The 24,799-nt window shown below is 72.7% G+C and carries 17 protein-coding genes; 10 read left to right on the forward strand and 7 right to left on the reverse strand.

The window, feature by feature from the left end; all coding sequences use genetic code 11:
- The first annotated feature begins 433 nt into the window (after window positions 1–433).
- The 4 genes from lpdA to aceE all read left to right on the forward strand — a co-directional run bounded on the left by lpdA (window position 434) and on the right by aceE (window position 8,267).
- The gene (gene lpdA / locus ACWD01_RS21585) at window positions 434–1,822 is read left to right on the forward strand and encodes a dihydrolipoyl dehydrogenase (RefSeq protein WP_451164159.1); all 1,389 of its coding nucleotides are present in this window, start codon (window positions 434–436) and stop codon (window positions 1,820–1,822) included.
- Window positions 1,823–1,877: 55 nt separating this feature from the next.
- Window positions 1,878–3,677, forward strand: a complete 1,800-nt coding sequence (gene sucB / locus ACWD01_RS21590) for a 2-oxoglutarate dehydrogenase, E2 component, dihydrolipoamide succinyltransferase (protein WP_451164161.1) — start codon at window positions 1,878–1,880, stop codon at window positions 3,675–3,677.
- Between the two features lie 116 nt (window positions 3,678–3,793).
- Entirely contained in the window at window positions 3,794–4,417 is a 624-nt protein-coding gene (locus ACWD01_RS21595; RefSeq protein WP_451164163.1) for a GntR family transcriptional regulator, read from the forward strand.
- Between the two features lie 1,180 nt (window positions 4,418–5,597).
- Window positions 5,598–8,267 (forward strand): pyruvate dehydrogenase (acetyl-transferring), homodimeric type, encoded by a 2,670-nt coding sequence (aceE, locus tag ACWD01_RS21600; protein WP_451164165.1) that lies wholly within the window; start codon window positions 5,598–5,600, stop codon window positions 8,265–8,267.
- Between the two features lie 92 nt (window positions 8,268–8,359).
- Here aceE and ACWD01_RS21605 read toward each other — a convergent pair whose 3' ends face one another.
- The gene (locus ACWD01_RS21605; protein ID WP_451164167.1) at window positions 8,360–8,497 is read right to left on the reverse strand and encodes a methionine/alanine import family NSS transporter small subunit; all 138 of its coding nucleotides are present in this window, start codon (window positions 8,495–8,497) and stop codon (window positions 8,360–8,362) included.
- Window positions 8,497–10,029 carry a sodium-dependent transporter gene (locus ACWD01_RS21610; protein WP_451164169.1) on the reverse strand — a complete coding sequence of 511 codons (1,533 nt, stop codon included), beginning with the start codon at window positions 10,027–10,029 and terminating at the stop codon, window positions 8,497–8,499. The genes ACWD01_RS21605 and ACWD01_RS21610 overlap by 1 nt, the downstream gene beginning before the upstream one ends.
- 153 nt (window positions 10,030–10,182) lie before the next feature.
- Here ACWD01_RS21610 and ACWD01_RS21615 point away from each other — a divergent pair, with 153 nt between their 5' ends.
- Window positions 10,183–11,019 carry a MerR family transcriptional regulator gene (locus ACWD01_RS21615; protein WP_451164171.1) on the forward strand — a complete coding sequence of 279 codons (837 nt, stop codon included), beginning with the start codon at window positions 10,183–10,185 and terminating at the stop codon, window positions 11,017–11,019.
- Window positions 11,020–11,026: 7 nt separating this feature from the next.
- The gene (locus ACWD01_RS21620; protein ID WP_451164173.1) at window positions 11,027–12,019 is read left to right on the forward strand and encodes a helix-turn-helix transcriptional regulator; all 993 of its coding nucleotides are present in this window, start codon (window positions 11,027–11,029) and stop codon (window positions 12,017–12,019) included.
- Between the two features lie 15 nt (window positions 12,020–12,034).
- Here the strand turns inward: ACWD01_RS21620 and ACWD01_RS21625 are convergent, their stop codons facing one another.
- A complete protein-coding gene (locus ACWD01_RS21625; protein WP_451164175.1) occupies window positions 12,035–12,952 on the reverse strand; it encodes an SDR family oxidoreductase in 918 nt (305 codons plus the stop codon).
- Window positions 12,953–13,095: 143 nt separating this feature from the next.
- On the opposite strand from ACWD01_RS21625, the gene ACWD01_RS21630 reads away from it, so the two are divergent.
- On the forward strand, window positions 13,096–13,617 hold the full coding sequence (locus ACWD01_RS21630; RefSeq protein ID WP_451164390.1) for a DUF4240 domain-containing protein: 522 nt from the start codon (window positions 13,096–13,098) through the stop codon (window positions 13,615–13,617).
- A 16-nt stretch (window positions 13,618–13,633) separates the two neighbouring features.
- Here the strand turns inward: ACWD01_RS21630 and ACWD01_RS21635 are convergent, their stop codons facing one another.
- Window positions 13,634–14,146: an N-acetyltransferase family protein gene (locus tag ACWD01_RS21635; protein ID WP_451164177.1), complete on the reverse strand. Its 513-nt coding sequence runs from the start codon at window positions 14,144–14,146 to the stop codon at window positions 13,634–13,636.
- A 44-nt stretch (window positions 14,147–14,190) separates the two neighbouring features.
- Here ACWD01_RS21635 and ACWD01_RS21640 point away from each other — a divergent pair, with 44 nt between their 5' ends.
- From ACWD01_RS21640 to ACWD01_RS21650, 3 genes are all read left to right on the forward strand, one after another.
- Window positions 14,191–15,090: a TIGR01777 family oxidoreductase gene (locus ACWD01_RS21640; protein WP_451164179.1), complete on the forward strand. Its 900-nt coding sequence runs from the start codon at window positions 14,191–14,193 to the stop codon at window positions 15,088–15,090.
- Between the two features lie 200 nt (window positions 15,091–15,290).
- Window positions 15,291–16,646, forward strand: a complete 1,356-nt coding sequence (locus ACWD01_RS21645; protein WP_451164181.1) for an FAD-dependent oxidoreductase — start codon at window positions 15,291–15,293, stop codon at window positions 16,644–16,646.
- A 1,016-nt stretch (window positions 16,647–17,662) separates the two neighbouring features.
- The gene (locus tag ACWD01_RS21650; protein WP_451164183.1) at window positions 17,663–20,557 is read left to right on the forward strand and encodes a BTAD domain-containing putative transcriptional regulator; all 2,895 of its coding nucleotides are present in this window, start codon (window positions 17,663–17,665) and stop codon (window positions 20,555–20,557) included.
- Between the two features lie 81 nt (window positions 20,558–20,638).
- On the opposite strand, the gene ACWD01_RS21655 is transcribed toward ACWD01_RS21650, so the two are convergent.
- The 3 genes from ACWD01_RS21655 to ACWD01_RS21665 form a co-directional block, all read right to left on the reverse strand.
- Entirely contained in the window at window positions 20,639–21,769 is a 1,131-nt protein-coding gene (locus tag ACWD01_RS21655; protein ID WP_451164185.1) for a glycoside hydrolase domain-containing protein, read from the reverse strand.
- A gap of 106 nt (window positions 21,770–21,875) precedes the next feature.
- Window positions 21,876–22,454 (reverse strand): M23 family metallopeptidase, encoded by a 579-nt coding sequence (locus tag ACWD01_RS21660; RefSeq protein WP_451164187.1) that lies wholly within the window; start codon window positions 22,452–22,454, stop codon window positions 21,876–21,878.
- 740 nt (window positions 22,455–23,194) lie between these two features.
- Window positions 23,195–24,649: a regulator gene (locus ACWD01_RS21665; protein WP_451164189.1), complete on the reverse strand. Its 1,455-nt coding sequence runs from the start codon at window positions 24,647–24,649 to the stop codon at window positions 23,195–23,197.
- Window positions 24,650–24,799: the final 150 nt, after the last annotated feature.

The raw sequence follows: 24,799 nt of genomic DNA on the forward strand, positions 1-24,799 counted from the left end.
CGGGGGGCGGCCCCCCCCCCCGGGGGGCTGGGGCCCCGCCCCCCCCCCCCGGGCCCCCCCCCCCCGCCGGGGGCCCCCCCCCCCCCGCCCGCCCCCCCCCCCCCCCCGCCGGCGATCGAGGCGCGGGGGTCCGGGGGTGGAGCCTCCGGGAACAGGTCCGGGCGGAGCCCGGTTCGGGAAGGGGCGGGGTGGGGAAGCGGCTCCGCGCAGCACCCCCCCGTACCCCCCGGTAACCGCAAAACGCGCTCAAGCTCACCATCTCAAGCTACGGCCCCGCGTCCCGCCTCCCGTCAACAAGTGCGAAGATGGGTTCCCGGCAGGACAGGGCCCCCACCACAGGGCCGAAGAATCAGCGGCCGAACACCAGCCGACCGGCCGGCCATCTCCCGAGACGGGGGCCCGGCGAACGGCGCAGATGCATGGAGGACGTGACGTGGCGAACGACGCCAGCACCGTTTTCGACCTAGTGATCCTCGGCGGTGGTAGCGGCGGTTACGCTGCGGCGCTGCGCGGAGCTCAGCTGGGCCTGGACGTCGCACTGATCGAGAAGAACAAGCTGGGCGGCACCTGCCTGCACAACGGTTGCATCCCCACGAAGGCGCTGCTGCACGCCGGCGAGATCGCCGACCAGGCCCGCGAGGCCGACCAGTTCGGCGTCAAGACCTCTTTCGAGGGCATCGACATCGCGGGCGTGCACAAGTACAAGGACGAGGTCGTCTCCGGCCTCTACAAGGGGCTGCAGGGTCTGGTCGCCTCCCGCAAGGTGACCTACATCGAGGGTGAGGGCCGGCTGTCCTCCCCGACCTCCGTCGACGTGAACGGCAGCCGCGTGCAGGGCCGCCACGTCCTGCTGGCAACCGGTTCCGTGCCGAAGTCGCTGCCGGGCCTGGAGATCGACGGCAACCGCATCATCTCCTCGGACCACGCGCTGACACTGGACCGCGTCCCGCAGTCGGCGATCATCCTGGGCGGCGGCGTCATCGGCGTCGAGTTCGCCTCCGCGTGGAAGTCCTTCGGTACCGACGTCACGATCGTCGAGGGCCTCAAGCACCTGGTCCCGGTCGAGGACGAGAACAGCTCGAAGCTGCTGGAGCGCGCGTTCCGCAAGCGCGGCATCAAGTTCAACCTGGGCACCTTCTTCGAGAAGGCCGAGTACACCCAGGACGGCGTGCGGGTCACCCTCGCCGACGGCAAGACCTTCGAGGCCGAGGTCCTCCTGGTCGCCATCGGCCGCGGTCCGGTCTCCCAGGGCCTCGGCTACGAGGAGCAGGGCGTCGCGATGGACCGCGGCTACGTCGTGGTCGACGAGTACATGCAGACCAACGTGCCCACCGTCTCCGCCGTCGGCGACCTGGTGCCGACCCTCCAGCTCGCGCACGTCGGCTTCGCCGAGGGCATCCTGGTGGCGGAGCGGCTGGCCGGTCTGAAGACCGTCCCGATCGACTACGACGGTGTGCCGAAGGTGACGTACTGCCACCCCGAGGTCGCCTCCGTCGGCATCACCGAGGCCAAGGCCAAGGAGATCTACGGTGCGGACAAGGTCGTCGCCCTGAAGTACAACCTCGCGGGCAACGGCAAGAGCAAGATCCTGAAGACCGCGGGCGAGATCAAGCTCGTCCAGGTCAAGGACGGCGCCGTGGTCGGCGTCCACATGGTCGGTGACCGTATGGGCGAGCAGGTCGGCGAAGCTCAGCTGATCTACAACTGGGAGGCTCTGCCGGCCGAGGTCGCGCAGCTCATCCACGCGCACCCGACGCAGAACGAAGCCCTCGGCGAGGCCCACCTGGCCCTGGCCGGCAAGCCGCTGCACTCCCACGACTGATCAGTCACGGGCGCGACAGACCACTTCCGCACATCGTTAAGGAGCAACTGAAACCATGGCGGTTTCCGTAACCCTTCCGGCGCTCGGCGAGAGCGTCACCGAGGGCACTGTCACCCGCTGGCTGAAGGCCGAGGGAGAGCGCGTCGAGGCTGACGAGCCGCTGCTCGAGGTGTCGACCGACAAGGTCGACACTGAGATCCCCGCCCCTGCTTCCGGCGTGCTGGCGTCCATCAAGGTCGCCGAGGACGAGACCGTAGAGGTCGGCGCCGAGCTGGCCGTCATCGACGACGGCTCCGGCGCTCCGGCCGAGGCTCCGGCCCCGGCCGCCGCCGAGGCTGCCGCCCCCGCCCCGGCCCCGGCCCAGGAGGCGCCGCAGGCTGCGCCCTCCACCGAGGCCGCCGCCCCGGCACCCGCCCCGACCGCGGAGGCCGCCGCAGGCGGTGGTTCCGCCGAGGGCACCGACGTCGTCCTTCCCGCGCTCGGCGAGAGCGTCACCGAGGGCACCGTCACCCGCTGGCTGAAGGAGGTCGGCGAGGAGGTCACGGAGGACGAGCCGCTGCTCGAGGTCTCCACCGACAAGGTCGACACCGAGATCCCCGCGCCGGCCTCCGGCGTGCTGCTGGAGATCGTTGTCGCCGAGGACGAGACGGCGGCGGTCGGCGCGAAGCTGGCCGTCATCGGTGCGAAGGGTGCGGCCCCGGCCGCCGCCCCCGCCCCGGCGGCGCCCGCCCCTGCCGCCGAGCCCGCGCCGGCTCCGGCTGCCGCTCCGGCCCCCGCGCCGGCGGCACCGGCTCCCGCGCCGGCGGCTCCCGCGCCCGCCGCCCCGGCCCCTGCCCCGGCTGCCGCTCCGGCTCCGGCCGCCCCTGCCCAGGCCCCGGCGGCTCCCGCCGCTCCGGCCGCGCCCGCCGCCCCGGCTCAGGTCGAGTCGAGCGACGCGTACGTGACCCCGCTGGTCCGCAAGCTCGCCGCCGAGAACGGCGTCGACCTCGGCTCGGTCAAGGGCTCCGGCGTCGGTGGCCGCATCCGCAAGCAGGACGTCATCGCGGCCGCGGAGGCTGCCAAGGCCGCCGCACCGGCACCTGCCGCTGCCGCCCCGGCTGCGGCGAAGGCGCCGAAGCTCGAGGTGTCCCCGCTGCGCGGTCAGACGGTCAAGATGACCCGGATGCGCAAGGTCATCGGCGACAACATGATGAAGGCGCTGCACGACCAGGCCCAGCTGACCTCGGTCGTCGAGGTCGACATCACGAAGCTGATGAAGCTGCGCGCCCGTGCGAAGGACGCGTTCGCGGCACGTGAGGGCGTCAAGCTCTCCCCGATGCCGTTCTTCGTCAAGGCCGCCGCCCAGGCGCTGAAGGCCCACCCGGTCATCAACGCCCGGATCAACGAGGGCGAAGGCACCATCACGTACTTCGACTCGGAGAACATCGGCATCGCCGTGGACTCCGAGAAGGGTCTGATGACGCCGGTCATCAAGGGCGCGGGCGACCTGAACCTCGCCGGCATCGCCAAGAAGACCGCCGAGCTCGCGGGTGCGGTGCGCTCCAGCAAGATCACGCCGGACGACCTCGCCGGCGGGACCTTCACCATCAGCAACACCGGCTCGCGCGGGGTGCTGTTCGACACGATCATCGTCCCGCCGAACCAGGTCGCCATCCTGGGCGTCGGTGGCACGGTCCGCCGCCCCGTGGTCGTCAACCACCCGGACCTCGGCGAGACGATCGCGATCCGCGACATGACGTACATCGCGCTCTCCTACGACCACCGCCTGGTGGACGGCGCCGACGCCGCCCGCTACCTGTCGACGGTCAAGGCGATCCTGGAGGCCGGTGAGTTCGAGGTCGAGCTCGGCCTCTGAACCACGCGGCTGTAACCAGCCTCACCTGCTGCGCCCCTGCTCGGGAGTACTTCCGGGCGGGGGCGCAGCCGTATTGTCTAAGGGCCACAGGTCGACGCGGCTTTAAGGAGCGCTCCATGACCATCCCCGTCGTCCACTCGCTGCGCGATCAGATCCGCGAGCACATCGTGGAGGGGATCGTGAGCGGCCGCTGGAAGCCCGGGGAACGCATCGTCGAGCGCCGCATCGCCACCGAACTCGAGGTCTCCCAGACCCCCGTGCGCGAGGCGCTGCGCGAGCTGGAGTCCCTGCGGCTGATCGAGTCGGCCCCCAACAAGGGCGTACGGGTACGGAATCTGACGGCCGCGGACCTGGAGGAGAGCTACCCGGTCCGGGCCGGCCTGGAGCAGATCGCCGCGGAGCTCGCGGCGGCGCGGCTGGCGGCCGACTGCTCGGCCCTCTCGCCCCATGTCACGGCCCTCTACGAGGCCGACCGCACCGGCGACTCCGCCGGCCAGGTCCGCCACACGGTCGCCTTCCACCGGGAGCTGGTCCGCGCCGCGGGCAACGCGGTCCTGCTGCACACGTGGGAGGGCCTGGGCATCGAGGTCTTCACGGCGCTGTCGATCCGCTGGCTGGGGACGGTGCAGAAGTCGTACGCGGAGGAGCACCAGGACCTGGTGGAGGCGTTCCGGCGGTCCGACCCGGAGATCGGCGCGCTCGTCAAGGCCCACGTCCTGGGCTGCGCGCCGCGCGCCTGACGGCGCGGTCTCCGGGCGTGGCCCGGTCCCGGTTGCGTCCCCCGGCCCGGCCCCGCCCGGACCGTGTCGCCTGGCGCCCGGGCGGAGCCCGGTCCGGTTGCTCGGGCGTCCGGGTGCCGCTCCGGTGGCCGTGTCCGGGACTGCTGTCCTCACCGCGCTTCGCGCGAGTTGCGACGCTTTACGTCCCGGACACGACCCCCTGCGCGTCCCCCTCCCTCGGGCCGACCCGTGTGCACCCGCCGGTGGGCAAGTGCAGGTAGGAGAAGTCCCCCACCCCGCCCCTTCCCGAAACTGGGGCTCCGCCCCAGACCCCGACGAGACGCGCCGGGAGCGGCCATCCGGTCCCGAACCGGGACTTCGCCCCAGACCTCGTCAGTGCGCCGGGAGCGATCATGCGGTCCCGAACCGGGGGCTCCGCCCCAGATCCCGATGAGCGCGCCAAGGGCAGCCGTGCCGGCCCCGAACCGGACCGAGGGAGGCGCGCGGGACGGCAGCCGGCCCTGCGGGCACCGAACGGGCCTCGCCCGGAACCCAACAAGAACGCGCCGCGCGGGCGGCCGCCCTGCCGGCCCCAACCGGGGACCTGCCCAAGGGACACGGGGCAGCAGCCCCGGCCGATGGCCACACACCGGCGTCCCCACCCAGCCCCCGCCAGCGGATCCGGCTCTACCGCGCGGACGATCAGTCGCCGGAGCGGGCACCAGCCCTGGCGGCAAGGGCCACCCGCCTGTGGGGCGACCACCGGGCGGGACGGGCCCCACGCGACAGGAGGGGGGCGGGGTCGGAGGAGGGGGGTGACCGGACGTAAAGCGACGCAACTCGCGCGAAGCGCGGTGAGGACAGCAGTCCGGGATCCCCCCTCCGGAGGCCCCGACCCCCGCACCCACCACCGGGCGGTGGCCCGGACCGGCCCCGGGCGACGCCGCACCCACCACCGGACCACCACGGGTCACGCCGCGCACGCCGCGCCCCACCGCAGAAGACGCCCGGAACACACCCCTTTGCACCGGCACCGCGTGCCCACTTTTGTGGCACCGGATGCCAATTTCTCCCCAGGCTTTGATCGATCATCGATCAGACACTTACAGTTCGGCCAAGGGCGTCACCCGCCCTTCGCCCTGTCCTGCCAGACACGGCAAACCCCCTTCTCCACCCCCCTCCTGTCCGGAAGGCGGCGATCATGACCGACCCCGTAGGCAAGCTTCCGAGCGAGCTCGACCAGCTCCCGGACCGCGACGCCGAGGAAACCGCCGAGTGGGCGGCGTCCCTCGATGCCGTCGCGGAGCACGCAGGCCCGCACCGCGCCGCGTACCTGATGCGCCGCACGCTCGAGCACGCCGAGAAGGCCGGTGTGGCCCTGCCCCGCCTGCTGGAGACGGACTACGTCAACACCATCCCGACCCCCGCCGAGCCCGCCTTCGACGGCGACGAGGCGATGGAAGCCCGCATCACGGCCTGGAACCGCTGGAACGCGGCCGCCATGGTGACCCGCGGCTCCAAGCACGGCGTCGGCGGCCACATCGCCACGTTCGCGTCGGCGGCCTGGCTGTACGAGACGGGCTTCAACCACTTCTTCCGCGGCAAGGAGGGGGACGGCTCCGGCGACCAGCTCTACATCCAGGGCCACGCCTCCCCCGGCATCTACGCCCGCGCGTTCCTCGACGGCCGCCTCACCGAGGAGCACCTGGACAACTTCCGCCAGGAGGCCGGCGGCAAGGGCCTGCCCTCGTACCCGCACCCGCGCCGGCTGCCCTGGCTGTGGGAGTTCCCCACCGTCTCGATGGGGCTCGGCCCGCTGTCCGCGATCTACCAGGCGCGCTTCAACCGGTATCTGCACAACCGCGGGATCAAGGACACGGCCAACTCGCACGTGTGGGCGTTCCTCGGTGACGGCGAGATGGACGAGCCGGAGTCGACGGCGGCGCTCGCACTGGCCTCGCGCGAGCAGCTCGACAACCTGACCTTCGTGATCAACTGCAATCTGCAGCGTCTCGACGGCCCGGTCCGCGCCAACTTCAAGATCGTGCAGGAGCTGGAGTCCCAGTTCCGCGGCGCCGGCTGGAACGTCGTCAAGTCGCTGTGGGGCTCGGCCTGGGACGAGCTGTTCCAGCTCGACACCACGGGCGCGCTGGTCCGCCGGCTGCGCGAGGTGCCGGACGCGCAGTTCCAGACGTACGCGACGCGCGACGTGGCGTACATCCGCGAGCACTTCTTCGGCGCGGAGCCCGCGCTCGTCGAGCTCGCCAGGCTGCTCTCCGACGCGAAGATCGCCGAGTGCTTCTACACCTCCCGCGGCGGCCACGAGGCCCGCAAGGTGTACGCGGCTTACCGCGCGGCGCTCGCCCACAAGGGCGCGCCGACGGTGATCCTGGCGCAGACGGTGAAGGGCTACACGCTCGGCAAGGGCTTCGAGTCCAAGAACGCCAACCACCAGATGAAGAAGCTGACGACCGACGAGTTCAAGGGCATGCGCGATCTGCTCGGGCTCCCGATCGCCGACAGCGCCTTCGAGGACGGCGTGGTGCCGTACGGCCACCCGGGCGCCGACTCCCCGGAGGTGCGCTACCTCCAGGAGCGCCGTGCCGCTCTCGGCGGCCCCGCGCCGGCCCGCCGGATGCACGCCTCGGCCCCGCTGCCGCAGCCGGAGGAGCGCGCGTTCCAGGCGCTCTACAAGGGGTCCGGCAAGCAGGAGATGGCCACGACCATGGCGTTCGTCCGCCTGGTCAAGGACCTGATGCGGGACAAGCAGACCGGTCGCCGCTGGGTGCCGATCGTCCCGGACGAGGCCCGCACCTTCGGCATGGAGTCGCTGTTCCCGTCGGCGGGCATCTACTCGCCGCTGGGCCAGACGTACGAGCCGGTCGACCGCGACCAGCTGATGTACTACAAGGAGGCCAAGGACGGCCAGATCCTCAACGAGGGGATCACCGAGGCCGGCGCCATGGCCGACTTCATCGCCGCCGCGACGTCGTACGCGACGCACGGCGAGACGATGATCCCGTTCTACATCTTCTACTCGATGTTCGGCTGGCAGCGGACCGGCGACCAGATGTGGCAGCTCGCCGACCAGCTCGGCAAGGGCTTCATCGTGGGCGCGACCGCGGGCCGTACGACGCTGACCGGTGAGGGTCTGCAGCACGCCGACGGCCACTCGCACCTGATCGCGGCCACCAACCCGGCGTCGCTCAACTACGACCCGGCGTTCGCGTACGAGATCGCGGTGATCGTCAAGGACGGTCTGCGCAGGATGTACGGCCCCGACGCCGAGGACGTCTTCTACTACCTCACGGTCTACAACGAGCCGAAGGTGCAGCCCGCGATGCCGGAGGGCGTCGAGGAGGGCATCGTCAAGGGCCTCTACCGCTTCAACGAGGGCTCGGCGGGCGCGGACGCGCCGCGTCTGCAGCTCCTCGCCTCGGGTACGGCCATCCACTGGGCGCTCGAGGCCCAGCGGCTGCTGGCCGCCGACTGGAACGTGGCGGCCGATGTGTGGTCCGCGACGTCGTGGGGCGAGCTGCGCCGCGACGCCCTGGAGGCCGACGAGGCCCTCCTGCGCGGAGAGCAGCGCACGCCGTACGTCACGCAGGCGCTGGAAGGCGCGCCGGGCCCGGTGCTGGCGGTCTCCGACTGGATGCGGCAGGTGCCGGACCAGATCAGCCAGTGGGTGGAGCAGGACTGGTCCTCGCTCGGCACGGACGGCTTCGGCATCTCGGACACGCGTGACGCGGCCCGCCGCCACTTCGGCGTCGACCCGCAGTCGATCACGGTCGCCGCGCTGGCCCAGCTCGCCAGGCGCGGTGAGGTCCCGGCCTCGGCCGTGAAGGAGGCGCGCGAGCGCTACGGCCTGTAGGACCGGCCGGGTGAACGAAGGCGTGGCCCCTGCCGTACGGATGCGTACGGCAGGGGCCACGCCTTTTTCTGATGGTGCGCCGGACCGGCGCCTCACTCGGCCGGACGGACTCCCGGCGGCGGCTCCTCGGGCTCGGGGGCGTGCCGCCGCAGCCGGACGATGGCGGCGACCAGACCGCCCCACACGACCGCGATGGCGATGATCATCATGATGACGGCGCCGGTCGACATCAGCGCTCCTTCCTGTCGGCGGGTGACTCCATGTCGAGGTCGATGTCCTCACCGCCGGCCTTCCAGGGCAGCAGGGTGAGGATGACGGCGACGACGAGCGCGCCGATGGCGACACCCCATCCGGCGGTGAGCAGGAAGCCGGTCGAGTAGCCCTCGTAGTTCTCGTCGAATTCCGTGCGCAGGCTGTCGACCATCATCCAGCCCAGGACCAGGGGGGTGATGATGCCGAGGCAGATGCGCCACCAGTGGCCGAGGCGGATGGCGGACGTGGCGTCCGCGTTCTGCTGGAGCTCCGGCAGCTTCCGCAGCAGCCAGGCGATGACGACCAGGGCGACCAGGGCCGCCAGCGCGATGCCGTACTGGTTGATGAAGTGGTCGGAGGCGTCCAGCAGGAACAGCCCGTCGTCGGTCGGGAACAGCAGGATGGAGACCAGGGCCACCAGGCCGCCGATGCCGAACACGGCGGGCATCCGGCGCATCCCGGTGCGGTCCTGCACCGCGGAGACGACCACCTGCACGATGGAGATCAGCGAGGAGAGACCCGCGATCACCAGGGAGCTGAAGAACAGCACTCCGAAGAGGCCGCCGAGCGGCATCTCCGAGATGACCGCGGGGAACGCGACGAACGCCAGTCCGATGCCGGCGCTCGCGACCTCGCCGACCGGTACCCCCGCGGCGGTGGCCAGATAGCCGAGCGTCGCGAAGACGCCGATGCCCGCGAGGATCTCGAAGGAGCTGTTGGCGAAGCCCGCGACCATGGCGGAGCCGGTGAGGTCCGCGCGCCGCCCCAGGTACGAGGCGTACGTGACCATGATGCCGAAGCCGATCGACAGCGAGAAGAAGATCTGGCCGTACGCGGCGACCCAGACACTTCCGTTGGTCAGTTCCGACCAATCGGGTGAGAACAGGGCGTCCAGCCCGCTCGCCGCGCCGTCCAGGGTGAGGGCCCGGATCACCAGGGCCACGAAGAAGATCACCAGCAGCGGGATGAAGACCTTGTTGGCGCGTTCGATGCCGCGCCGGATGCCGAACGCCAGGATGGCCAGCACGACCACCCACACGGCGATCAGCGGCCAGAGCACGCCGGGCACATAGCTGGAGATGGCTCCGGGGGTTTCCGCGGTCTCGAGGAAGTCGCCGAAGAGGAAGCTCTCAGGGTCGTCGCCCCACTGCTGCCCGACGGAGAAGCCGACGTAGCGGATCGCCCACGCGATGATGACGGCGTAGTAGGTCGCGATGACGAAGGAGATGACGACCTGCCACCAGCCGATGACCTCGGCGGGCCTCGACATCCGGCGCAGCGCGGCCGGCGGTGACAACCGGTACTTGCGGCCGATCGTGTACTCCATGATGAGCAACGGGATGCCGGCGGTCAGGAGGGCGATCAGGTACGGCAGCAGGAAGGCGCCGCCGCCGTTCTCGTAGGCGATGGCCGGAAAGCGCCAGATGTTGCCGAGCCCGATGGCCGAACCGATGGCGGCCATCAGGAACCCGGCACGCGTGGCCCACTGTTCACGTGGCTGCTGCGTCATATGCGTTCCTCGGGTCTGCTGATGGGGACGTGCTCCAGAACTGGCCTGTTTTGCACGGTAGCCCGCGAAGCACATCCCGGCGACAGCGTCGCAGGGTCCTCACGGGTGATGCTTGACCCTGACACCGTGTGAAGCCGTGCACTGGGAGACGTCATGTTCACCATCGGAGACTTCGCCAGGCACGGCCGTGTGTCCGCCCGGATGCTGCGTCACTACGACGCGGTCGGGCTGCTCCGGCCGGAGCACACCGACCCGTTCACCGGCTACCGCTACTACTCCGCGGCGCAGCTCGCCACGCTCAACCGCGTCATCGCCCTCAAGGACCTCGGCTTCACCCTCGCGCAGGTGCGGCAGATCCTCGAGGAGCGGGTGACCACGGAGGAACTGCGCGGGATGCTCAAGCTGCGGCAGGCGGAGCTGGAGGAGTCGATGGCCGCGGCGGCCGCCAGGCTGGCCCAGGTCGAGGCGAGGCTCCGGTCGATCGAGAGCGAGGGCCACATGCCCACCCAGGACGTCATCGTCAAGAGCACTCCGGCCGTACGGGTCGCCGTGCTGTCCGCCGTCGCGGCCAGTTACGCCCCCGAGCACATCGGACCGGTCATCAGCCCGCTGTACGACCAGCTGTTCACCCGGCTGACGGCCGCCGGGGTCACCCCGGCGGGTCCCGGCATCGCCTATTACGAGGACGCGCCGGACGGCGGCGGCGCGGTTCTGGTGCACGCCGGGTGCACCGTCGCGGCCGACCAGCGGCCCGTCCCCGGCGAGGACTTCGAGATCGTCGAACTGCCCTCCGTCGAACGGGCGGCGACGATCGTCCACCGCGGCCCGATGGACACGGTCATGCCCACCGAGCAGACCCTGGCCCGCTGGATCGACGCGGGCGGCCACAGCTCGGCCGGCTACGCCCGTGAGGTCTATCTGGAGTGCCCTCCGGACAAGGAGAAGTGGGTGACGGAACTCCAGGTACCGCTGCGCCCGCCTGCGCGATGATGAGGTAATGCGCGCTGCCCGGCTGATCAAGATGGTGCTCCTGCTGCAGGCCCGGCCCTCGATGACCGGGGCGGAGCTGGCCCGGGAACTCGAGGTGTCCGAGCGGACGGTCACCCGGGACGCGCTCGCCCTGTCGGAGGCCGGTGTCCCGGTCTACGCCGACCGGGGGCGGGCCGGCGGCTACCGGCTGGTCGGCGGGTACCGGACCCGGCTCACCGGGCTGGGCCGCAGCGAGGCGGAGGCGCTGTTCCTCTCCGGGCTGCCGGGAGCGCTGCGCGACATGGGGCTCGAGGACGCGGCGTCCGCGGCACGGCTGAAGGTGTCCGCGGCGCTGCTCCCCTCGCTCAGCGACGCGCCGGAGTCCGCGGCCGGGCGCTTCCATCTGGACGCGCCCGGCTGGTACCAGGAGCCGGAGACACCGGCGCTGCTGCCGGTGATCGCCGAGGCGGTGTGGGAGGACCGCCGTGTCCGGGCCGTGTACCGCCGCCGGGACGCGGAGGTGGAGCGGGAGCTGGAGCCGTACGGGCTCGTACTCAAGGCGGGCGTCTGGTACCTCTGCGCGCGGCCGGAAGGCGGCTTCCGGGTGTACCGGATCGACCGGTTCACCTCCGTGACCGGGGACGGTGAACTCTTCGAGCGGGACCCGGAGTTCGACCTTCCGGCCTTCTGGGCGGAGCGGGCCGCGCAGTTCGCGCGGTCCATCCTGCGCGCCGAGGTCGTCGTCCGTCTGACCGGGGACGGGGCGCGCCGGCTGCCGCATGTCACGGACCGGGCGGCGGCCGAGGAGGCGCTGGCCGCCGCGGATCCGCCCGACGCCGCCGGACGGGTGACCTGCACGCTGCGGGTGGAGTCGCCGGACGTGGCGTACGGCCAACTCCTCGCGCTCGGCCCCGAGGTGGAGGTCCTCGCCCCCGCGGAGCTGCGCGAGCGCTTCGCCCGGACGGCGGCCCGGCTGGCCGAGGTGTACGCCGGGACCGGCACGGGGCCGGACCCGGCGTAGGCCCCCGGCCCGGGGTCAGCGGTGGTCCTCGATCCGCGGGGTGCCGCCCGCCTGCTCCGCCATCATGTATCCCCACACGTCGGGCCTGCTGCCGTCCGCGTCGGTGACGCCGTACTCCCTGGCCAGCCGGCCGCTGTCGAGGGAGCGGCCGTTCCAGCGGGCCCGGTCCGGGTCGGCGGCGAGGGCGGCGACGCCCCGGCCCACGTACACGGGTGACTCGGACAGTGCCCAGTGCTTCTGCTTCGTCACACCGTCGCGCCAGTTCTCCTCGGTGAGGCCGAAGATGTCGAGCATCTCCTCCGACCGGAGGAAGCCGGGGGTGACCGCGACCGCCGTGCAGCCGACGTGCTTCAGCTCCTCGCCGAGGGTGAAGGCCATCCGGATCGGGCCGTTCTTGGCCAGGTCGTAGTAGAAGTTCTCGCGGAAGCCCTTGTTCGTCTCCGCGGTGCCGTCCGTGACCTCGACGACCAGGCCGCCGGGCTGCCGGACCAGCAGGGGCAGCGCGATGCTGCTGGTGATGATGTGGCTCTTCACGCCGAGGTCGAGCATCCGCAGCCCGCGCTCCAGGTCGACGTCCCACATCCGGGTGTCGAAGTCGAGCAGGAAGTTCCCGCCCCAGATGTCGTTGACGAGGATGTCGAGACGGCTCTGCTCGCGGTCGATCCGCTCCACCAGGGCCCGTACCTGTTCCGGCTTCAGATGGTCGGTGGGGACGGCGATGCCCTCGCCGCCCGCCGCGGTGACCAGTTCCGCGGTCTCCTCGATCGTCTCTGTGGCGCGGCCGACCTCGCTGACGTGTCCGCGGGTGGTGCGCCCCGTCACGTACACCGTCGCCCCCTGGACGCCGAGTTGTACGGCGATGGCGCGGCCCGCTCCCCGGGTGGCGCCTGCGACCAGTGCGATGGAGCCGTCGAGCGGCTTGTTCTCCGTCATGGACCGACCGTCGCACGGAAACCGGACACCTTCTGTCCGGCTTGCGCGGCCGTGTTCCGTGCGAAGGCCCCGGATTGCGAAACAGCCGCTTTTCGGCTGCTCCGCGTGCGCGGGCCGGTGCCAGCCACGATGCTGGACCCGTGATGGACGAGACGGAGTTCTGGGAGATCATCGACAGCACCCGCGAGGCCGCCGAGGGCGACCCCGAGGACCACGCAGAGCTGCTCGTGGAGCGGCTGCTGCAGCTCGACCCCGACTCCGTGCTCGACTTCGCACGCCACTTCGAGTCCCGCTACAACCGCGCGTACACCTGGGACCTGTGGGGCGCGGCGGCGGTTCTGCTGGGCGGGGCGAGCGACGACGCGTTCGACTACTTCCGGTGCTGGCTGATCGGCCAGGGCCGGGAGGTCTTCGAGGGCGGGGTGCACGACCCGGACTCGCTGGCCGAGCTGCTGGACGAGTTCGACGAGGACATCGACGGCGACGGCGAGGAGCTCGGTTACGCGGCGGACGAGGCGTACGAGCAGCTGACCGGCGCCGACTCTCCCGATCTGGGCATCCCCGTGCAGTCTGCCGAACCGGCCGGCACGCCGTTCGACTTCGACGACGACATGGCGCTGGCGGCGCGCTTCCCGAAACTGTGGGAACGGTTCGGCGGTCTCTGACGGGCCGTCGGCGAGCCTACCGGTCCGCTTCGGCGGGCCCGAGGGAGCGACCCATCAGCACGTCGTCCACGTACCGCCCGTCGAGGTGGAACTCGCCCGGCAGGACTCCCTCGACGGTGAAGCCCTCCGCCTCGTAGAGCGTCCGCGCCGGGGTGTTGTGGGCGAGCACCCGCAGGGTGATGCGCAGGGCGCCCTGCCGCCGCGCCTCGTCGCACGCCGCCCGAACCAGGGCGCGCCCGACGCCGCGGCCGCGGGCCCGGTCGTCCACGGCGAGGCCCTGGATCTGGCGGACGTGCCGGTTGCAGGCCAGCGGGGTCGGCGGGACGAGGCGGACGTAGCCCACGACCGTGCCGTGGGCGTCCTCGGCGACGAGGAACTGGTCGGGGTGGTGTTTCTGGTCGAAGAACGGGTCGTACGGCGGCTGCGGCCGGGGCGTCACAGCGTGCAGCGGCGACCAGGCGGCGCGGTCGAGTTCGCCGAGTTCCGCCTCGTCGGAGCGGCGTGCGGGACGTATGTGCGATTCGGGCATGGCGTCACTGTGCCATGAAGGCGGCCGGGGGCAGGATGGGGCCCATGCAGAGATCTCGAATCGCCGTCACCGGCGCCTCCGGCCTCATCGGCAGGGCGCTGACGCACTCCCTGCGCGTCGACGGGCACGAGGTGGTGCGCCTGGTGCGGCGAGCCCCAGAGGCCGCGGACGAGGTCCGGTGGGACCCGGCGCGGCAGTACGTCGACGTGGCCGGCCTGGCCGGCTGCGACGCCGTCGTGCACCTGGCGGGGGCGGGGGTGGGCGACCACCGGTGGACGGAGGCGTACCGCAAGGAGATCCGCGACAGCCGCGTCCTCGGCACGGCCGCGATCGCGGAGGCCGTCGCCGCCATGGAGGTGCGGCCGCGGGTGCTGGTGAGCGGCAGCGCGGTCGGCTACTACGGCGACACCGGCGGCCGGGCCGTCGACGAGAGCGCGCCGCCCGGGGACGGCTTCCTGCCCGACGTGTGCGTCCAGTGGGAGGAGGCCACGGCCGCCGCGCAGGAGGCGGGGGTACGCACGGCCATGGCGCGCACGGGGCTCGTGGTGGCGCGGCACGGGGGTGCGTGGGGGCGGATGTTCCCCCTGTTCAAGGCGGGGCTCGGGGGGCGGCTGGGCAGCGGCCGGCAGTACTGGAGCTTCATCTCCCTGCACGACACCGTGGCGGCGCTGCGGCACATCGTGGACACGGAGTCCTTGTCGGGGCCGGTGAACCTGACGGCGCCGGAGCCGGTGACCAACCGGGAGGTCACCGCGGCGATGGGCCGGGTGCTGCGCCGCCCGACACCGTTCGCGGTGCCGGAGCCGGCGCTGCGGGTGGTGCTCGGCGGACTGGCGGAGGACGTACTGAGCAGCGCGCGGGTGCTGCCGGGGGCGCTGCTGGGGTCGGGCTTCTCGTTCGCCTTTCCCCGTATCGACGACGCGGTCGGGGCGGCGCTCGTCTAGCGGTGGGGGGCGTGGTCCTTCCGCCGGGCGGGGCATGGCCGGGCAGCGGGTGGTGTGCGCCCCCGCGCTCCGGTGCTCCGCAATGTGCGCTACCTCCACGGGCCGCACATCTCTTTAGTCTCGAACCGAACTCGGGTATTCCTCGGTCCTGTTGGGGGCATGAGCTTCCCACCGGCCGCGCCGACCTCGGGGAGGGGCACGTGCTCAGCACCGCTCATGATGCGGACGTCGTCATCGTCGGGGGCGGCCTCGCCGGCCTCTCGGCGGCCCACCGGCTGACCGGCGCGGGGGTCACCGTCAGCGTCCTGGAGGCCGCCCCCGCGATCGGCAGAACGGCCACCGCACAGCTCGACGGCTTCCGGCTCGACCGTACGGGCCGGCTGCTCTGCACCTCGTACCCGGAGCTGCGCCGCACGGCGGTGCTCCGGGACGCGGATCTGCGGATGTTCTCCCCCGGTGTGCTCGTCCACAGCGCGGGCCGGCTGCAGCGGACCGGCGAGGTCGGCGCGCGGTGGGGCTCCGTCCACGGCCGCCGGAGCGTGGGACGGGGATCGCCGCCGGGCGCCCAGGGCGCGGGGGTCGCGTTCAGTGTGGCGCGTGCTCTCGCGAGCGCCCCTCGGCCCCGGCAGCTCGACCAGGCCCGGCTGGGGGCCTGTCTGGCCCGCCTCGCCGCGACGCCCGTGGACCGCGTCCTCGCCCGGCCGGAACGTTCCGCCGCGGAGGCGCTGTACGGGCGCGGGCTGTCCCCGCGTACGGTGCACGGCTTTCTGCGCCCGCTGCTGTCCGCGCTGCTGGGCGACCCGGAGCTGACCGGCACCTCCAGCCGGTGCGCCGACCTGGCGCTGCTCGGGTACGCACGCGGCCGCCTGTGCGTGCCGGCGGGCGGCGCGGCGACCCTGCACGAACTGCTGGCGGCCGCGCTGCCGGTGGGCTCCGTACGGACGGGGGTCCGCGTCACCGACGTCTCCACGACGTCCGTGACCACGGAGGAGTTCGGGCAGATCCGCTGCCGGTCCGTACTGCTGGCCACCGGGGCGCGGGCGGCGGCCGCGCTGCTGCCGGGGCTGCGGGTGCCGTCGTACCACCCGGTGACGGTCCTCCACCACACCGCGCCCGAATCCCCGCTCAGGGAGCCGGCGCTGGTGCTGGACGCCGACCGAAGCGGGCCGGTGTCTCACACGGCGGTGATGAGCGAGGTCGATCCGTCGCGGGCGTCGGACGGACGGGTGCTCATCTCGTCCACGGTTCTCGGCTCGCCGCCGGACGATCTGGACCGCCGGGTGCGGCGGCAGCTGGCAACGCTGTACGGCCGGCCGACGGACGCCTGGGAGCTGCTCGCCGTCCACCACGCCCCGGATGCGATCCCCGCGATGCCGGCCCCGCACGACCTGCGCCGCCCGGTCCGGGTCCTCTCCGGCCTCTACGTCTGCGGCGACCACCGCGACACGGGCACGGTCCAGGGCGCGCTCTTCTCTGGCCGCAGGGCGGCGCACGCGATCCTGAACGACTTCGGCATCCGGGTGGGGCCGCCGGCGCCCTTGGCGGCGGCGGCCTGATCCCTGGCAGGCGGGGCCGTTCCCCCACCCCGCCCCTTCCCGAAACCGGGGCGGGCCCCGGACCCCGGGCCCGCGCGGTGCCGGCCGACCCTGCCCTGCACCGTCGCCGAGGCCAAGCCTCCGGGATCGCCCGGCAGGGCACGTCCCAGGCCCGTCGCCGGCGGAACGCCCGTACCCGGCGGGGCACGTGCGAAGCCTGTCGGCCGCAGTCCCCCAGGGAGTCACCCGCCCGGGTTCCCCGCCGACGTACCCCCAAGCGCACCGTGCCCACGAGGGAGCCGCCCCGAGCCCCGCCAAGCCCGGCAGGTCGACGTGCCAGGTCCACCGGCGACAGACCCCCGGCGGCACCGTGCCGGCAACAGGACCACCCCAGCCCCGCCGGCGCTTGAGGCGCAGGACTCGGGACAGCGCCCCGACGCGAGGGCCGCGCCTCAACCCGGGCCAACAACAGGACCACCACCGAACCGCGCTCGACGCCCCCCGGCCGCCAGGCCATAGGGGGAACTCGGGGACGGCGCCCCGACGGGCCGTGCCCGGCAGGGCACCCACCCAGACCCCGGCCGCACCCGTGCCCACGGCAACCCCGTTGCCCTTTTCGTGGGCCTGACGACTCCACCGTCCTTACCCTCCAGGCCCCATCACGCCCGCGCACCGGCAAGGCCACTCCGGCCCTGCCGGCCACCGGGCTGCCCATCAGCCACCCGATCCGCCGGGAACGTCCCGCGAAGCGGGACGTTCCCGAAAACCAGGATCAACCCCTACAAGCCGACCCGACCGGGGTTGACGAAACAGATAGGGGCACCCCCCGGGCCCGGCGCCCGAACAGCCCGTGTCGGGGCACAAACCACCTGGGCAGGGCCGTAAGACCCAACCGGCCGAGGGTAGTTGGGTTCGCCCGGCAGCAGGGGTGGAGGTCACGGCCTCAGTACAGGCGGTGAGACCGCACACGTACCCCTGTTCGGATTCGTTACGCGCCAGTACGCTGCTCCGCGTCACGGACTGTCGCGGAGGCGCGCATGGGGGAGCCGACGTTCGGAGTGCTGGGGGCACTCCAGGTGCGGGCGGGGGTCGTGAGCGTACGCGTCGGCGGACCCAAGCCCCGGGCCGTCCTCGCCACCCTCCTCCTTCAGCCGGGCGGCTTCGTCTCGCTCGACCTCCTGACCGAGGTGCTGTGGCCCGGCGGCGCTCCCCGGTCCGCAGTCGCCAACGTTCGTACATATGTACGCATGCTGCGAAGTGCCTTGTCGACTGCGGGAGTCGACACCAGCGGGCTGTTCACGCGGCCCTCCGGATATGCGCTGGACGTCGGCCCCGAGGACGTAGACACGCTGCTCTTCGAGCGGCGTCTGGACCGGGCCCGCGCGGAGCGAGACCGGGGCAGGGACGCGGCGGCGCTGCGCGCCTACGAGTCGGCGCTCGGCCTGTGGCGCGGCAGCGTGCTCCAGGACGTGCCGTCCAGCGTGGTGTGGGACCCGGTCGTCACCCGCCTCGAGGAGCTGCGCTCGGTCGCGGTCGGCGAATGCCTCGAAGTACGGCTGCGTCTTGGGGACTTCGCGCCGTTGGTCGCCGAGCTGAGGGCCCGGCTGACCGAGGACCCGCTGCGAGAGGACCTGTGGCAGATGCTGGTGCGCGCACTGCACGGCTCGGGCCGCACCACTGAGGCCAGGTCCGCGTACACCGAGGCCGAGCAGGTCCTCGCCGCCGAGCTCGGCATCGAGCCGAGCGCACCGCTGCGCGCCCTGGGGGAAGAGCCGGGCGGGTACGGGTACGTCGGCCGGAGCCGGGCGGCGGCGCCTGCGCCGGTGTGCCAACTCCCCATGGACATCTGTGACTTCAGTGGCCGTACCGAGGAGATCGGGGTACTGGAGGGGCTGCTGTCGGGGACCCGGCGGCAGCCGGTCGTCGCGGTGCTCTCGGGTCCACCGGGCTCGGGTAAGTCCACGCTCGCGGTCCATGTCGCGCACCGGGTGCGCGAGGCCTTCCCTGACGGGCAGCTCTTCGTGGACCTGGGCGGGCTGAGCGGCCAGCCGCGTGAGCCCGGTGACGTCCTGGCGGAGATGCTGCGCGGCCTCGGCGTCCTGGACAGCGCCGTCCCGGTCGAACTCAGCGAGCGGGCCGCGCTGTTCCGCTCGCGCCTGGCGCAGCGACGGTTCCTGGTCGTCCTGGACGACGCCGCGGGTGCCGCCCAGGTGCGCCCGCTGCTCCCGGGCACCGGCGGCTCGGCCGTGCTTGTCAGCTCACGTCGCCGGATGCCGGGCCTTCCCGCGTACCACTGCCCGCTCGGCCTGATGAAGCACGAGGAGGCCCGCGCGCTGTTCGGCGCGATCGTCGGGGCGGACCGGCTGCGCAATGAGGGCGCGGACGCCGACCGGGTCCTGGCCGGCTGCGGCTCACTGCCGCTGGCCGTACGGATCGCCGGCTCCCGCCTGGCGAACCGGCCAGGCTGGACCGTGGGCACCCTTGCCGACTTCTTGGACGACGAACGCGGACGCCTCGACCAGCTCCAGGCCGGGGAGATGGAGGTACGGGCGAGCGCCGAGCTCAGCCACCGGCATCTGCCTGTGTCGGCGGCGACCGCCTTCCGGGCGTTCGGCCGCCTTGCCGACGAGGCGGTGGCGGGCTGGCTGGTCGCGGTGGCGGCGGGCCTTTCCGACGGCGCTGCCGCGGAGCTGGAGACGCTGCTCGACGAGCACCTGGTCGAGGTGGTGGGCACCGACGTCCTGGGCCTTCAGCGGTACCGCATGCACGACCTGCTCCGCAGCTACGCCCAGGAGTTGTCCGAGGCGGACGACCCCGGGGTGCGCCGCGCGAGTCGCCTTCGGGTGGTCGACGCCCTGATCGCGCTGGCCCGGTTCGCAAACTCGGCGATGCCGACGCGTTTCCTCGGCGTCCTCGGCGAGCCGGTCCGCCCGGCCGGACCTGCCGCTGCCCTCGTGCCCCTGGTGCGGGCCCGGCCGGTGGAGTGGTTCGAGACCGAACGCCGCACGCTGGTCGCCGCGGTGGAGTCCGCGCTGCGGCTCGGCTCCGTCGCCGGCGCCGCCGACCTGGCGATCGAGCTGGCCGGCTTCTTCGACATGCGCTTCTACTACGACGACTGGCTGCGCACCCATCAGCTGGTGCTCGAAGCGATGCCCGACCCCTCCGACGCGCGCGCCGCCGCGCTGCTGCGCAACCTCGGCCAACTCCACCTCTACCAGGCCCGGTACGCCGACGCGCTGGCCTGCTTCGACCGGGCCCGTGGGATCTTCGCGTTGCTCGGGCACCTGTCCGGCGAGGCGGTCGCCGGGCTCGGCGCCGGGTCGGTGTACCGGATGGTGGGCGAGCCCGAAGCCGCCCTGGAGGTGTTCGCCGACGCCCTGCAGCGCTTCGGCAAGGCCGGTGACCGGCACGGCGAGGCGGTCGCCTACAACGCCATCGCCTCGGTGTGGCTCCAGCGGCAGGACCCTCAGGCGGCGGCGCCCTGGCTGGACGGTGCGCTTCAGCTGGCCCGCGAGGTGGGCGACCGGCACCGGGAGGCACAGGTGCGCCGCAGGATCGCCGTACTGCACGAGCAGCGGGGCGAAACGCACCGTGCACAGGCCGAGTTGGAGCAGGCCCTGGGCATCTTCGACGACCTTGGCGACATGCACTGCGCGGCCTATGTGCGGCAGGCGCTCGGGGAGCTGTTCCTGCGGCAGGGCATGGCCGGACGGGCCTCGGCGCCGCTGGTCGACGCGCTCGCGGTGCAGCAGCAGCTCGGTGACCGCCCCGCCGAGGCGCGCGTCGCCTGCCTGCTCGGCGAGGTGCACCGGGCGACCGGCCGGGAGCAGACCGCGCTGCGCTACTTCCATCGTTCCCTGTCCACCTGGCGCCGCCTGGGAGCCCGCGACCAGGCCGAACTCGTGGGCGCCAGGCTGCGGTCACCGCGCTGAACCGCCACCGCGCGGACGGCATGCAGCGGCCGGGGCGGGTACGCGGAGGTCCGTCGGGCCCGCCCCGGCCGTGCTGCGTGGTCAGTGGACCCGCAGGTGGTTGCTGTCGATGTTGAGCGTGTAGCCGCCGTGGGTCTCGTTGTGGTCGCCGCGGTACTGGTGCACCCGCTGCCGCGCGTCCCGCTGGCCGTCGGGCATGTACGGCTTGAAGTCCACGTTGCGCTCGCCGTTCCACCAGGCGGCCCAGATGTGGTTGGGCCGGGTCAAACTCGTCGAACCGTAGGTGTCGGAGAGGTCCGAGATACCCGAGCTGATGCTGGAGTAGACGCCCGGCCGGTAGCCCGCCTCGCGCAGCTCGTTGGTCCAGCCGCTCAGGAAGTTGAGTACGGCCTTGCGGCACCGGCTGTTGATGTTGTCGTATCCCTCGATGTCGTAGTAGACGACCGAGCCGCGCCCGATGGCCAGCGACTGCGCCTTGTTGACGGCGGCTCCGGCCGCACTGCGGCCCTGGCCGCACGCGGACGCGGCGTCGCCGGACCGGGTGTGTGCGAAGCGGTCTGCCTCGCAGGGAGCCTGGAGCCCGACATAGATCGGCAGCGGGTGCCAGCCGCCGGCCACGCGGTGGCGCACCCAGTCCACGGTGAGGTTCGGCTGGGCGCAGGCCCGGCTGATGCCGCCGATGCAGATGCCGACCGAGCGGAAGTCGGAGTGCTGCCGCCAGGCGCTCATCGCCCCGCCGCCAGGCGCCGTGCAGGTGTCGAAGCCGTGGCCGGTGAAGGCGCCAGGCACCTCGACCGCCGCGGTCGCGGTCGGTACGGTGTCGGCGGTCGCCCGCGTGTCGGCGGTCGCGGGGCGGGCGTCGGTGGTGAGTCGGGCCGAGCCGAGGACGTCGGCGGCTTCCCTGCCGCCGAAGGACGACGCCTGGACTCCGGCTGGCCGTACGACGACATGGCCCTCGCCGTCGGCGTCTGGGGTCACCGAGGCCGCGGCCCCCGGTCGAGGACCCGGGCACCGGCCGGCGCCACGGAGTCCAGCGGGCGGATCCAGACGCCGGGCCCCGCCGACGGCGTACGCCGGGCAGTCCTGCTGGCTGCCGGGCCGGCCGACGTACACCGACGGAGTGTCGAAGATGACGCAGGCCGTGGGGTTGCGCTCCAGGCAGACCACGCGCCAGGAGGCGGGCACCGTGACCGCGTACCCGCGGTGCACCACCTACTGTGTCGTCGGCTGCGGTGGGACCGGGGCGGCGGACACCGAGGGGACGGCGGCGGCCGCGGCCGCGGCCGCGGCTGCCGTCACCGGCTTGAGGCGCCGCATCTCAGCACCTGTTGTTGCTGGTCTGGTACCGCACGGTGAAGTCGGGGTACGACAGGCCCTGGACGACCGCGACCACGACCGAGCCATCGCGGATCTGCTCGTAGTGCAGGTGCGGGGACAGGTCGTAGATCGCGGACGAGGCGCCGACCTCGCCAATGACCTGGCCCTGGCTGACGTGGGCGCCGCGCTGGACGGTGCGGGTCTTCAGGTGTGCGTAGCGGGTGCGCCAGCCGTTGCCGTGCGCGATCACGATGGTGTTGCCGTAACCGGTGTTGGTGGCATAGTGCGAGGCGACGACCTCGCCGCCCGCGCTGGCGAGCACCCGGCGCCCGAAGTCGTCAGGGTTGCCGTTCGCGTCGTAGTGGTTCCAGTCGATCGAGTGCGCCGGGCTGTGTCCGTTCCAGTTGCTGCCGCGCCACTTCTGGCCGCAGCGGAACGGGAGCTTGAAGTTGGGACGGCTCGCGATCAGCGCGGCGTCCGACGTGCTGTCCTGCGGCGCGGCGACAGCGACCGGAGCCGTGACGGCGAAGGCCGTGGCCATACCGATGGCGGCCAGAAGCCGGCGTGAACGTCTCTGCATGGTGCTCCCCTTGTCCTCGGATGTCCTCGGTGACCGAGCGATTCAAGGCGGCGGGCATACAAAGCGGATACAAACCGCGGCGGCCCGCTCCGGGCGGCCGCTCCCTGAGCCGCCCGCGGACGAGCCAGGGCATGCTGCTGATGAGGGCGAGGCGGCGCCCCTGGGTGTGCCGTACGCGCTCAACGGCGGCGGGCAGGGCGGGCGGAGCTGACTCGCGGCCTGCGCCCCCGCCCCGCCGCTGATCGACACAGCGCCCGAGACGCGGACATCCCCCGGATTGTCGAGGCCCTGCACGGCCACGGTCACTGCTCCAGCAGCTACTTGGTCAGCTGCTGGAGCAGCCCGCTCTCATCGATCGACTGCAGGCCCTCGACTTGGGCCCCAGTTCGTCGATTCGGTCGTCAGGTAGCCACCCCAGGTCGGACCGGCTCGTCAAACCAGGCGCGTGTGACTCGTCGGCAGAATTGGCCGGCCCCGGTCCTTACGGGGCGGCCGCTCCCCGCCGGCAATCGAGGCGCAGGACTCGGAACAGCGCCCCGACAAGAAGGCCGCGCCTCAACCCGGGCCAACAACAGGACCACCACCGAGCCGCGCTCGAGCCTCTCCCATCGCCGCCAAGCCGTAGGGCGTGAACGCACGGGCTTGGGCAGGGCGCCTGCCCACGGCCAGAACCACCCCCAGCCCGCCGGCGATTGAGGCGCAGGGTTCGGGGCGGTGGCGCCCCGGGACAACGGGTGGGCTCAGTTCAGGGCCGAGACGCGGTCGCGGTACGTGCGGACCGGCGGTGCGTCCCGGTAGGGCTCCAGGCGGCGTTCGAACTCGCGGACGTACTCCGTCGCCCGCGCCGACCGCATCTCCGACGCCTGGAGCGCCGCCTCCGCCCCCAGCGCGCACGCCTGGTCCAGCTCCCCCAGCCCGAGCCGGGCCGACGCCAGGACGACCCGGCAGAAGAGGCGGCTGCGGGCAAAGGCGGGGGCCCGTAACTGCAGGGAGCGTTCCGCGTGCTGCGCCGCACTCCGGTACTGCCGCAGGTCCCGGTGGCAGTGGCTGAACTCGTCCGCGAGCTGCGCCTCGTCGAAGGCGCGCGCCCAGTACGGCACGTCGTCCCCGGGCCGCGCCTCCTCGAGCGCGCGCTCCGCCCGTACGAGCGCGGACGTGCAGGCCCGCGCGTCGCCCAGGACCCCGTGCCCGCGGGCCTCGGCGCTGTGGAGCAGCGCCTGGACCAGCGGCGGCGCCGAGGGGCCCACGCCCTGCTGGGCGACCCGGGTCAGCTGCACGGCCTCGCGGCCGTGGCCGAGGTAGACGGCCTGCCGGCTCATGGTGACCAGCACGTACGAGCCGTAGGCCCGGTCCCCCGCCGCCTGGGAGAGCCGCAGGGCCTGGACGAAGTACCGCTGCGCGAGCCCGTGCGCCGCGATGTCGTACGAGGTCCAACCCGCGAGCCTGGTCAGGTCGGCGGCCGCCGCGAACAGCCGCCGACCGGTCGTCTCGCCGTATCTGCCGCGCAGCATCGGTTCGGCCTCGTGCTCCAGGTAGCGCACCAGGGCCTGCCGGGCGTGCCCCCCGCCGTACGCGTGGTCGAGGGCGCGGAACAGCTCGCCCACCGAGCGCAGCGCGGCGATGTCGCCCCCGGAGACCTTCTGGCCGGGCCCCCGGTCGTTAGCGCCGCGCTGCCGCGGCACGGCCATCCTGGTGCCCTGCTGGGAGACGCGCCCGGGGCCGGTGGGCGGGCCCGCCTCGACACGGCCCACGCTCTCGTCGGCGCCGCCGATCAGCCAGTCGCGGCTCGGCACGACCAGCCCGGCCGGGGTGAACGCGATCTTGCGGAGTTCGGCGTGGCTGCCGGAGTCCTTGCGCCACAGCCCGCTGACGATGTCCACGGCCTCCCCGGGCGTGGCGGCGAACTCCAGCCCCGCGTAGACGGGGGCGCAGGCGTCGAGCCCCAGGTCCTGGGCGGAGAGCCGGCGGCCGAGTCTGCGGGTGAACACCTCTGCGATCAGCGCGGGCGTCGTGCCGCGCGGTTGCTGCCCGCGGAGCCAGCGGGTCACGGACGTCTTGTCGTACCGGAGGTCCAGGCCGTGTTCGAGGCCCAGCTGGTCCACTCTGCGGGCGAGACCGGCGTGCGAGAAGCCGGCCTCCGCGATGAGCGCGGCGAGCTGCCGGTTGGGGGTGCGCTGGATGGTCCGTTCCGTCATCGGTTGTGGCGTCTCCTGCCTTCCGGGCCGGGAGCAGCCCTCAAGGAACGGCGCGAATTTAGCGGGCCTCCACGGCTGTTCCGCCACCTTCGCCCCAGATTCATCCGATCGTGTGAGGATTGACGGCAGCACTGACCGCTGCGCTGACGG

Source organism: Streptomyces sp. NPDC002835, from assembly GCF_053591995.1.

Bases quoted from the DNA above. Each gene is read 5' to 3' on its own strand.
- sucB (WP_451164161.1), top strand. From the start codon at position 1,878: ATGGCGGTTTCCGTAACCCTTCCGGCGCTCGGCGAGAGCGTCACCGAG.
- ACWD01_RS21595 (WP_451164163.1), top strand. From the start codon at position 3,794: ATGACCATCCCCGTCGTCCACTCGCTGCGCGATCAGATCCGCGAGCAC.
- aceE (WP_451164165.1), top strand. From the start codon at position 5,598: ATGACCGACCCCGTAGGCAAGCTTCCGAGCGAGCTCGACCAGCTCCCG.
- ACWD01_RS21605 (WP_451164167.1), bottom strand. From the start codon at position 8,497: ATGTCGACCGGCGCCGTCATCATGATGATCATCGCCATCGCGGTCGTG.
- ACWD01_RS21610 (WP_451164169.1), bottom strand. From the start codon at position 10,029: ATGACGCAGCAGCCACGTGAACAGTGGGCCACGCGTGCCGGGTTCCTG.
- ACWD01_RS21615 (WP_451164171.1), top strand. From the start codon at position 10,183: ATGTTCACCATCGGAGACTTCGCCAGGCACGGCCGTGTGTCCGCCCGG.
- ACWD01_RS21620 (WP_451164173.1), top strand. From the start codon at position 11,027: ATGCGCGCTGCCCGGCTGATCAAGATGGTGCTCCTGCTGCAGGCCCGG.
- ACWD01_RS21625 (WP_451164175.1), bottom strand. From the start codon at position 12,952: ATGACGGAGAACAAGCCGCTCGACGGCTCCATCGCACTGGTCGCAGGC.
- ACWD01_RS21630 (WP_451164390.1), top strand. From the start codon at position 13,096: ATGGACGAGACGGAGTTCTGGGAGATCATCGACAGCACCCGCGAGGCC.
- ACWD01_RS21635 (WP_451164177.1), bottom strand. From the start codon at position 14,146: ATGCCCGAATCGCACATACGTCCCGCACGCCGCTCCGACGAGGCGGAA.
- ACWD01_RS21640 (WP_451164179.1), top strand. From the start codon at position 14,191: ATGCAGAGATCTCGAATCGCCGTCACCGGCGCCTCCGGCCTCATCGGC.
- ACWD01_RS21650 (WP_451164183.1), top strand. From the start codon at position 17,663: ATGGGGGAGCCGACGTTCGGAGTGCTGGGGGCACTCCAGGTGCGGGCG.
- ACWD01_RS21660 (WP_451164187.1), bottom strand. From the start codon at position 22,454: ATGCAGAGACGTTCACGCCGGCTTCTGGCCGCCATCGGTATGGCCACG.
- ACWD01_RS21665 (WP_451164189.1), bottom strand. From the start codon at position 24,649: ATGACGGAACGGACCATCCAGCGCACCCCCAACCGGCAGCTCGCCGCG.